Raw genomic sequence first — 9,693 nt, forward strand, 5'->3', positions numbered from 1 at the left:
GCGCGGCGTGGGCACCAGCGGCGGGCGCGGCTCCCGCGGGCCGTTCGGCCCGGCCGGCGTACGCGTCCAGCAGCGAGATGCCTTCGCGCGCCTGCCGCCGGCCTTGCGGAGCAGGCGCTCGGCCACCTCCGCGGTGATCCGATCGGCCGGGTCCTTGCGGAGCAGTCCCTGCAGGACCGGCTTGAGCGGCCCGGCGTTCTTCGGCGGCGGCAGCGGCTCGGTGGCCAGCGCGGCCAGGGTGGCGATCGCGGACGGCCGGGCGTACGGCGACTTGCCCTCCACGGCCGCGTAGAGGGTCGCGCCGAGCGACCACAGGTCGGCCTCCGGCCCGGCGGTGCCGTCCTTGGCCCGCTCCGGCGCGATGTACGCGGGCGAGCCGAGAACCATGCCGGTGCGGGTCACGTTCGGGTCGCCGGGGATGGTGGCCAGACCGAAATCGGTCAGCACCACCCGGCCGTCGTCGCCGAGCAGCACGTTGCCCGGCTTGACATCCCGGTGCATCACGCCGGCCTTGTGCGCGGCCTTCAAGGCGCCCAGCACCCCGAGGCCGATCTGGATCGCCTTGGCCGACGACACCGGACCGTCCTCGGCGAGAGTGTCCTGCAAGGACTTGGACGGCACATACTCCATGACGATCCACGGGTCGCCGTCGGTGCGCAGCACGTCGAAGATGCGGACCACGTTGATGTTGTTGAGCCGGGCGATGGCCCGCGCCTCCCGCAGCGAGCGTTCCCGCATCTCGCGGCGCTCCTCAGGGGTGAGGCTCGGCGGCGGGACGAGTTCCTTGATGGCAACGTCCCGGTGCAGCACCTCGTCACGCGCCTTCCACACCCGACCCATGCCGCCCTGGCCGAGCGGCGAAATGAGCCGGTACCGGTCGGCGACGAGTTGGGGAAGCGCGTTCGACATCGGTGAGACGGTACCCGGCAGGCGCGACCGTCACACCGGCGGCACGCCACTGTGCGGCGAAGGTCAAGTTCTCGACGCGTACCCTGAGGTCATGTCTGCCGAAGAGCCGCTGTTCCGGATCGTCCGCGGCGTGCCGACCGCCGAGGAACTGGCCGCCCTGGTCGGCGCCATCGCCGTCCGGACCCGCCCGGCCGCCGCCCCCGCGCCGGTCGGCGTGTCGGCATGGGCGCGGAGTGGCCGTCCGGTCGGCGCGGCGCCCGCCGCCGGCCGGGGCGCGTGGCGCGCCTCCGGCCTCCCCCGCTGACCTTTCCCCCGGTACGGCGGGTCCTGAGCTGGAAGAAGTTTGTCGGGACTGCCGAGATCGCGCCGCAGCCATTAACCTCACTCAGGGAAACGGTGCGGTAACAGGCAGGAGGGCCGATGATCCCCGAGGAGGACCGGCCAGCGGGCTGGCTGCGTGACTACGCCGGCATCGAGGCCGACATCCGACAGATGCGGGAGTTCGCCGACCGGCTCCAAGCCGAGGTCGAGCGGAACTACGCCCCCCACCTGTCGTACATCGCGGACGACATGAAGTCCCCGATCCCCAACCCGGCCGACGCGTTCATCGAGCTGGTGCAGTTCCTCCAGGCCCACCACGAAACCCAGCAGGCCACCGCCGAGGTGGTCTGGGGCATGGCCCCCGCGACCGGCCGGCTGGCCCAGGCGGCCGCCACGATCGCCGACGACTACGCCGACTCGGACGCGTTCTCGTCCGCCCGGGTCACCGACGTCGAGCGCGCCCTGGCCGGCCCCTCCGCGACGGCGGCCCGCCCCCTGCCCGCGCTCCCCGATCCGACCGGGCCGGAGAGCGGGCGGGTGGTGCTGCCGTGATCGAGCGAGGCAGCGGCCGGACGTCCGGCCTCACCGACTGGCGACTGATGGACGTGCTCAGCATGTGGGCCTGCCTTCAGGACCACGACACCGCCGGGCACTGGAAGCAGGTCGCCGGCTGGCGCAAGGTCTGCGACCTCGCCCTCACCCACCTGAGCCGCCTGCGGGAATATCGTCGCGCGCTCGGCGCGGCGTGGCCGCCGGAGACCAACGCCGCCGCCCGCGCCTACATCGGCGAACTGGACCAGCTCATCGACAAGGCGCAACGCACCCACGACGCGGCCGCCGCGAACTACGACGCCCTCGCCGCCGCCACCCGCGCCATCGGCAGCACCCGCGCCGAGCTCGAACCGCTCTACCAGGCGTACGCCACCAAGCTCCAGCAGAAGCGGGCGTACGAGGCGACGATCGCCGATCCGAAGGCGGTGGCCGGGAGCCGGCTACCTGACCAGCCACCGGTGACCGACGCGGACCTGGAACGGCTGAACGTCCAGGCACGGGGTCTGATGACGGGGCTCAGCGGCGAACTCCAGCAGGCCCAAGTAATGCTCCGCACACCACCCGCTCCTCCTCGTCGACCAGGCATCCAGCCGAACGATCCCGATGTCTACGGCAGTAACCCTCCGACCCCGTTCATTCCAACAATCGTTCCGATTCCGATTGCGTCGTCCGGCACGGCGCACCCGTCGAGTCGAACGTCGAGCTCGGACCGACGGGTAGCGACCCCAACCGCTCAGAGGGTTGGGCCGGCGGCCGGGGCCGGACCTGTGCTCGGCGCGGCCGCTCCTGGGCTCGCACCGCCTCCTCTCAGTGCTGGGTTGTCAGGCATGACGGCACCAGTCCCGCCCACTTCCGGCTCACCTGCCAGTGGCCTCGGACTGCCCCCAGCTCTGCCGCCGGTGTCCGCGGCACCGGGCCGAGTTGGTGCACCTAACCCGGTGGATGGACGGTCGAGCTCGGTCGGTAAGCCAGTCGGAGGCGCAACCGGGCTGCCGCACACGACGCCACCACGGCCACTGCCGCCAGGCGGACTAATTGGTGGGACCCCAGGCATGGGACTTGGCCAACCTGGCAGGGCTGCAGTCCCGCCCCGTCGGGTCAACCCAATCGGAGGCGTGATCGGAGGTGGCGGCGCCGGCACCGCACCAACCGGTGCCGCCGGTTCCCGTCCCGGGGCCGGTCGCGGGTTGTTAGGTGCGCACGGCGCTCCGCCGATCGGCGGCGCCCCCAGCATGGGGGGTGCCCATTACGGAACGAGCACCGCGCCCGGGCGGCCGGGCCACCGAGAGCAGATTGATGGCCAGCCGCGTCGTTGGGACCCGGATGATCCGTGGGAGACCGACGAAGGTGTGAGCCCTGTAGTACAGCCTCCGGACGGGGAGGGTCCGATAGATCCCGGCCCCGCCATCGGCTTCGGCCGGTGAGGCGGCAGGCCATCCGTGCAGTTCTCGCCGCAATAGCTGTGTCGGCGATAGGGCTGCCGTCGATTTGTCCCGCGCGTGCCGCTCCTCGCCCCGGTGGCCCGACACAGATTCGTGGAGACCAATGGCACCTCGCCTATCTCAAGGTGGCCGAGGCGCATCGGACAAGCCAGGGCGAGGGCATTGCCGTTGCTGTTCCAGACACTGGTGTGGATCCGCACCCCGATCTGGTCAACAACCTCCTCATCGGAACCGACATCGTCTCGGGCGGCAGCGGCGACGGTCATAGAGACCGCAACAGCCACGGCACCTCGATGGCTGGCCTGATAGCGGCGCACGGCAGAGGCGAACACGTTGGCGCGCTTGGCATCGCACCGAGGGCCAAGATCCTTCCGATCATGTCGTCGTTAGCCGACAATCGAGGGGAGGCAGATGACCTAGCCGCAGGTATCGAATACGCCACCTCTCACGGAGCCGATGTGATCAGCATTTCCAGTGCTGGCGGTTCCAGTGTGCGCCTCATCCAAGCAGTTGACGCCGCGCTGGCCGCAAACATCATCGTCGTTGCAGGAGTCGGCAACAGACCGGAAGCCTCCTCAGTCGGCTACCCAGCGTCTCAGGAAGGAGTCATCGCGGTCGGTGGCATCGACCGGGCCGGTAATCACGCAGCCGTTTCGGTGGTCGGCCCCAAGATCGATGTTGTTGCACCGGCAGTGGATATCTACAGCACGAGCTACGGCGGGAGATACTCGAAGGGGTCTGGGACATCCGGTGCCACAGCAATTGTCGCTGGTGCCGCCGCACTCGTTCGGTCCAAGTACCCTTACCTCTCGGCCCATGAAGTCTCGCATCGGCTCACTGCAACCGCGATCGACAAGGGCCTACCTGGCCGGGACGACGAGTACGGCTACGGCGTCATCGACCTGGTCGCGGCCCTGACAGCGGACGTACCCCCGCTCGGCTTCGAATCCGCGGCGCCGAGCGCGTCGACCACGACGACCGCTGCGGAGCCCGCGTCGGATGGTGGAGACGGCGGTGCGACGGCCCGCGGGCTGGCCACGCTGGGCGTGCTGGTGGTGGCGGGCGGCGGTTACCTGCTCTGGCGGCGGCGTCAACGTGCCGACGACCCGCCGCCGCGGATCAGTCGGTAACGTCGGTCGGGTGCTGAACTCCGTACCGCTGCGTCTCGTGCTCGCCTCACAGAGTCCCGCCCGCCGCAAGCTGCTCCAGGCCGCCGGGATCGAACCCGACGTGCTCGTCAGCGGGGTGGACGAATCCCAGGTGGTCAGTGACCGGGCCGAGGACCTGTGCCTGGAGTTGGCCCGGCTCAAGGCGCAGGCGGTGCTGGGTCGGCTGCGGTCGACGCCGGGCGAGCGGACGTTGGTACTCGGGTGCGATTCGGTGCTCGCGTTCGACGGGGAGATTCTCGGCAAGCCGGCCGACGCGGCGGACGCCACCCGGCGGTGGGAGCGGATGCGGGGGCGCAGCGGTGTGCTGCACACCGGGCACTGCCTGATCGACGTCACCCGCGATGCGCGGGCGGAGGGGGTGGGCTCCACCACCGTGCACTTCGCCGACATCAGCGACGAGGAGATCGCCGCGTACGTGGCGACGGGCGAGCCGCTGGCCGTGGCCGGGGCGTTCACCATCGACGGGTTGGGCGGCGCGTTCCTGACCGGGATCGAGGGTGATCCGGGCACGGTGGTCGGGCTCAGCCTGCCGCTGCTGCGCAACCTTCTCGGCGAGTTGGAGCTGAGCGTGACGGACCTGTGGACGAAGGTGGCGCCGGGGGGCCAGGAGATCGAGCATCTCGGCTAACGTCCGGTCATGAGCACGAAGCCGCTGCCGCTGACCCCGGAACTGCACGCCTACCTCGTCGCGCACGGGTCCGCCCCTGATGAGATCGTCCGTGAACTCTCCGAGGAGACCAGGGCGGCGCTGCCCGACCAGGCCACCATGCAGGTGGCGCCGGAGCAGGCCGCGTTCCTGACCTTCCTCACCCGGCTGCTCGGGGTTCGGCAGGCGGTGGAGGTCGGCACCTTCACCGGCCTCTCCTCCCTGGCGATCGCCCGGGGGCTGGCCGACGGCGGCCGGCTCACCTGCTTCGACATCTCCGAGGAGTACACCAGCATCGCCCGCCGCTACTGGACCCGGGCGGGGGTGGACGACCGGATCGACCTGCGCATCGGTCCGGCCGCGGAAAGGCTGCGGGAGTTGCCCCGCGAGCGGTACCTGGACTTCGCGTTCATCGACGCGGACAAGGTCGGCTATCCGATCTACTGGGACGAACTGGTGCCGCGGATGCGCCCGGGCGCGGTGATCGCGGTGGACAACACGCTGCGTGGCGGCCGGGTGCTGGCTCCGCAGAACGCCGACGACCGGGCGATCGCCGCGTTCAACGACGAGGTCCTCGCCGACGTCCGGGTGGAGCCGGTGATGCTGCCGATCGCGGACGGCGTCACGCTCGCCCGGGTGCGCTGAGCCGGCGGCGACGCCAGATCGGCGATGTGGCGGTATCGGGTGGCCGCGGAAACCGCCACATCGGCGACACGGAGTCGATCAAGCGGAATCCGCGCCCCGGAAGCCGCCACGTCGGCGACACGGAGTCGATCAAGCCCACCCAACGCCGGGGTTCAGGCGGGGATCGGGACGGGGGCCTGGTCGTCGGTGGGGTGGGCGGCGCGCAGGGCGCGGCCGAGCCGCACGGCGAGCAGCGCGGCCGCCGCGATGAAGGCGGGCAGCAGCAGGAAGGCCAGGTGCGGCCCCACCCGTCGGCCACCCACCCCAGCCCGACCGGCGCGATGCCGAAACCCACCCCCATCGAGTACGACGCCCAGCCCGCCGCCTTGTCTGCGGCCGGCCCGGCGACGGCGAGCGCGATGGAGATCGCCAGCGGGTAGTGCAGGGCGTTGCCCAGGCCGAGCACCAGCAGGCCGGTGACGGCCAGCCAGCCCATCGGGGCGACCCAGAACAGGGCGAAGCCGGCCAGCGACACGGTCAGCGCCGCCAGCAGCAGCGGCACCGGGGGCCAGCGCAGGGCGACCCGGCCGCCGGCGACCCGGCCGGCGAACATCCCGCAGACGATCGCGGCCACCGCCGCCGATGCGCCGCCGGCGCTCAGCCCGGCGTGGCTGCGGAGCACGTCGGCGGTCCAGAGGGACAGGCACACCTCGATCGAGCCGGTGACCGCCATCAGCACCCAGGCGATCCAGTACGCCCGGGCAGCCGGTCCGCCGCCGCCCGGCGCGGACCATCGCCGGTCAGGTCGCCGGCGCCAGCGTCTGCCGACCGCGAGGCGGCCGGGTTTCCACCGGTGCCAGGCCGGTCGACGGCCGTCCGGATCGGCTGATCGGCGGGGGCGGAAGCCGCGGCGGTCACCCCGACGGGCTGGTCGGCAGCCGCGGCAGCGGGGGCGGCCTGCGGGAGGGGTACCCGGAAGGTCAGCGCGGCGAGGGCGACCAGCGCGATCAGCCCGACCTCGACGAACATCACCGGCCGCCAGCCGAGGCCAGCGTCCATGCTGGCGCCGATGACCAGCGGGGCGAGGATGCCCATGCCCGCGCAGGCGGCATTGGCCTCGGCGAGCGCGGCCGGCGCGGCGTCGCCGTGCCGGGCGGTGAGCACCACGTTGACCCCGCTGATCACCATCATGCCGAAGGTGGCGATCACCGCGACGGCGGCGATGGTGGCCGGCAGCGGGTGCAGGGCACCGAGCGCGGCCACGCCGGCGGCCACCCCGGCGAGGCCGAGCCAGATCGCCGGCCGCGGCCGAGGCGGCGGCAATCGGCGCGAAGAGCGCCCCGCCGAGCAGCGCGCCGACCGCGATGCCGGTGCTGTGCAGGCCGGCGACGGCGGCGCTGCTGCCCTGCTCGTCGCGGAGCAGCGGTACGACCGGGCCGAACCCGTAGTTGAAGAAGCCCCACAGTCCCAGCTGGGCGTAGGCCAGCAAGGTGATCTTGTCATGGGTGAGGCGGGGCACCGGCCTTACGCTACAAGCGTCGGACCGATGCCCCGCTTCTGGTGAGAGGCAACTCTCTCAGCGGACGCTGCGGGCGAACTGCCGGGCGGCCCAGACCACCCCGGCGACCGCGAGCACCGCCACGATGGTCAGCCCCTGCCAGACCTTGTCGTTGCCGAGGTCACCGGCGAAGAGCGCCCGGGTCCCGTCGACCGCCCAGGAGAACGGGTTCCAGTCGGCGATGCCCTGGAGCCAGCCGGGGGCGAAGGTGAGCGGCAGCAGGATGCCGGAGAGCAGCAGCACTGGCTGGGCGACCGTGTTCATCAGCGGGGCGAGCGCGTCCTCGCTCTTGACCTTGAGCGCGACGCCGTACGAGACGGCCGAGGTCATCAGCGCGATCAGCGCCAGCATCAGGTACGCCAGCAGCAGGTCCCCGATGAACACCCGCAGGTCGAACAGGAGCGCCAGCAGGGTGATGATGACGGCCTGCACGATCAGCGAGACCACGTCCCGCAGCGAGCGGCCGAGCAGCAGGGCGATCCGGCTGACCGGGGTGACCCGGGACCGTTCGATGACCCCGGCGCGCAGCTCGGCGATCAGGCCGAAGCCCTGGAACAGGCCACCGAAGATGGCCAGCAGCACCAGCAGGCCGGGTACGAAGATCTTGTAGGCCTCCGCCTGGGTGGGCGCGTTCAGCGCCGGCTTGAGCAGCGGGGCGAAGAGCAGCAGGTACATCACCGGCTGGAAGACGCCGACGAAGACCCAGACCGGGTTGCGCAGCAGCAGTTGGATCTGGCGCTCGAAGATGAGCCAGGTGTCGCGGGCGAGTTTCATGGATCTGTCTCCGGTGTCTCAGGACTCGCGCAGCGAGCGGCCGGTCTTGGTGAGGAAGACGTCGTCGAGGCTGGGCCGGTGCAGCTCGATGGAGCGCAGGTCCAGCCCGGCGTGGTCGAGGCGGCGCAGCACCTGCGGGATGGCGGTGGCGCCGTCCTCGACGTAGAGGCGAACGCCCTCGTCGCCGGTCTCCAGCTTGTTGACGTACGGCTCGGCGTCGAGCAGCGTCGCCGCCTGGGGGGTGGCGGCGGTGTCCAGGCCGACGAGCACGACGTCGCCGGAGATCTCGCGCTTGAGCTCGGCCGGGGTGCCCTCGGCGGCCACCTCGCCGTGATCCATGATCGCGATCCGGTCGCAGAGCGCGTCCGCCTCGTCGAGATAGTGCGTGGTGATGAAGACGGTCATCCCGTCGGCCCGCAGCCGGCGGATCTCGTCCCACATGTGCGCCCGGCTCTGCGGGTCGAGGCCGGTGGTCGGCTCGTCCAGGAAGACGATCTTCGGCTCGTGGATGATGCCGAGGGCGATCTCGACGCGCCGCCGCTGCCCGCCGGAGTAGGTCTTGCACTTGCGGTCCGCGTACTCGGTGAGCTGGAAGGCGTCGAGGGCGCGGGCGGCACGGCGGTGCGCCTCAGCCTTGCCGATGCCGTAGAGCCGGGCGTGCAGGACCAGCTCCTCGCGGGCGGTGGACTCGTCCCAGGTGCTGCCGCCCTGGGCCACGTAGCCGATCCGGCGGCGCACCTCGGCCGGGTCCTTGCGCAGGTCGGCCCCGGCGATGGTGGCCTCGCCGCCGTCCGGCTCGATGAGGGTGGCGAGCATCCGCAGCGTGGTGGTCTTGCCGGCGCCGTTGGGGCCGAGGAAGCCGAAGATCTCCCCTTCCGCCACCTTGAGGTCGACTCCTCTGACGGCGTCCACGGTCTTCGTCTCGCGACCCGCCCGGGAGCGGAACGACTTCCGCAGTCCCCTGGTCTCGATCATTTCTGCTCCTGGTCGTCCGGGCCGGCGCGCCGGCCGTTCTCGCCTGGGGACGACGCCGGCCGGCGCGCTCCCCCCGTTGTGCGGGCCAAAACTAACGCGATATAGCGTCTCTAGTCAACGTTGATTATTGCGTGGAGGAGTCACCCTGATCGGCGGTCCGCTCCTGCCACTCGACCCAGCTCTCCCCGCCGACCAGTCCAGCAGGCAGGTACGACACTCCGGACTCGATCCGCTCGGCGATCCGCTCGCACCAGGCGATCTCGGCCTCCGAGCGGGCCGACCAGAGCTCGAAGATCCAGCCGACGTGCACCGGCCGCGTGGTCCGCATCCACTCCGAGTCGATCGCCGCCCGCATCGACTCGCGCCGGCCCGCAGCAGCATCGCCCGGTTCCGCAGGGCCGCCGCCGCCTCCTCCCTGGGCAGGGCCGGCAGGAAGGAGAAGGCCGCGGTGAACGGATCGATCGGCTCCTGCAACTGCCACCACAGCCCGCGCAGCAGCGTCTCGAACTCGTCCGCGCCCTTCTCGGTGATCTCGTACGTGGTCCGGGCCGGCCGGCCGCCGACCTGCTCGGTGGCGACGGCGCGGAGCAGCCCCTCCTCGGTCAGCTTCCGCAACGCGTGGTAGATCGAACCGGGCTGGATGTTGGCCCACTTGTCCGCGCTCCAGCTCAGCAGCTCGCGGCGCACGTCGTAGCCGTGCACCGGCTGCATCCACTTGACCAG

Annotated in this window: 11 protein-coding genes; 5 read left to right on the forward strand and 6 right to left on the reverse strand. The window is 71.4% G+C overall.

The window, feature by feature from the left end:
- Positions 1-909 (reverse strand): serine/threonine-protein kinase (locus JNW87_RS29080; RefSeq protein WP_238454751.1); only part of this gene is annotated, 909 nt, incomplete at its 3' end.
- A gap of 91 nt (positions 910-1,000) precedes the next feature.
- Here JNW87_RS29080 and JNW87_RS29085 point away from each other — a divergent pair.
- From JNW87_RS29085 to JNW87_RS29110, 5 genes are all read left to right on the forward strand, one after another.
- Positions 1,001-1,213: an acyl-CoA carboxylase subunit epsilon gene (locus JNW87_RS29085; protein ID WP_109799661.1), complete on the forward strand. Its 213-nt coding sequence runs from the start codon at positions 1,001-1,003 to the stop codon at positions 1,211-1,213.
- 116 nt (positions 1,214-1,329) lie between these two features.
- On the forward strand, positions 1,330-1,782 hold the full coding sequence (locus JNW87_RS29090; protein ID WP_238454752.1) for a hypothetical protein: 453 nt from the start codon (positions 1,330-1,332) through the stop codon (positions 1,780-1,782).
- Between the two features lie 1,471 nt (positions 1,783-3,253).
- Positions 3,254-4,354, forward strand: coding sequence for a S8 family serine peptidase (locus JNW87_RS29100; protein WP_375373556.1), 1,101 nt, complete (start codon positions 3,254-3,256; stop codon positions 4,352-4,354).
- Between the two features lie 10 nt (positions 4,355-4,364).
- The gene (locus JNW87_RS29105; protein WP_109805722.1) at positions 4,365-5,021 is read left to right on the forward strand and encodes a nucleoside triphosphate pyrophosphatase; all 657 of its coding nucleotides are present in this window, start codon (positions 4,365-4,367) and stop codon (positions 5,019-5,021) included.
- A gap of 9 nt (positions 5,022-5,030) precedes the next feature.
- Positions 5,031-5,684, forward strand: a complete 654-nt coding sequence (locus JNW87_RS29110) for an O-methyltransferase (RefSeq protein WP_109805723.1) — start codon at positions 5,031-5,033, stop codon at positions 5,682-5,684.
- On the opposite strand, the gene JNW87_RS29115 is transcribed toward JNW87_RS29110, so the two are convergent.
- From JNW87_RS29115 to JNW87_RS29135, 5 genes are all read right to left on the reverse strand, one after another.
- A complete protein-coding gene (locus tag JNW87_RS29115) occupies positions 5,662-6,402 on the reverse strand; it encodes a sugar MFS transporter (protein WP_238454753.1) in 741 nt (246 codons plus the stop codon). The two genes, JNW87_RS29110 and JNW87_RS29115, sit on opposite strands and share 23 nt — an antisense overlap.
- On the reverse strand, positions 6,396-6,938 hold the full coding sequence (locus JNW87_RS29120; RefSeq protein WP_238454754.1) for a hypothetical protein: 543 nt from the start codon (positions 6,936-6,938) through the stop codon (positions 6,396-6,398). Before JNW87_RS29120 ends, JNW87_RS29115 begins: the two co-directional genes overlap by 7 nt.
- Positions 6,939-7,239: 301 nt before the next feature.
- Positions 7,240-7,995 (reverse strand): ABC transporter permease, encoded by a 756-nt coding sequence (locus JNW87_RS29125; RefSeq protein ID WP_109804251.1) that lies wholly within the window; start codon positions 7,993-7,995, stop codon positions 7,240-7,242.
- A gap of 18 nt (positions 7,996-8,013) precedes the next feature.
- Positions 8,014-8,970, reverse strand: a complete 957-nt coding sequence (locus JNW87_RS29130; protein WP_109804250.1) for an ATP-binding cassette domain-containing protein — start codon at positions 8,968-8,970, stop codon at positions 8,014-8,016.
- Positions 8,971-9,084: 114 nt separating this feature from the next.
- On the reverse strand, positions 9,085-9,693 hold a 609-nt coding region (locus JNW87_RS29135), incomplete at its 5' end, for a PadR family transcriptional regulator (protein ID WP_238454755.1).

This window comes from Micromonospora sp. ATA51, from assembly GCF_016802855.1.
GTDB lineage: Bacteria > Actinomycetota > Actinomycetes > Mycobacteriales > Micromonosporaceae > Micromonospora > Micromonospora sicca.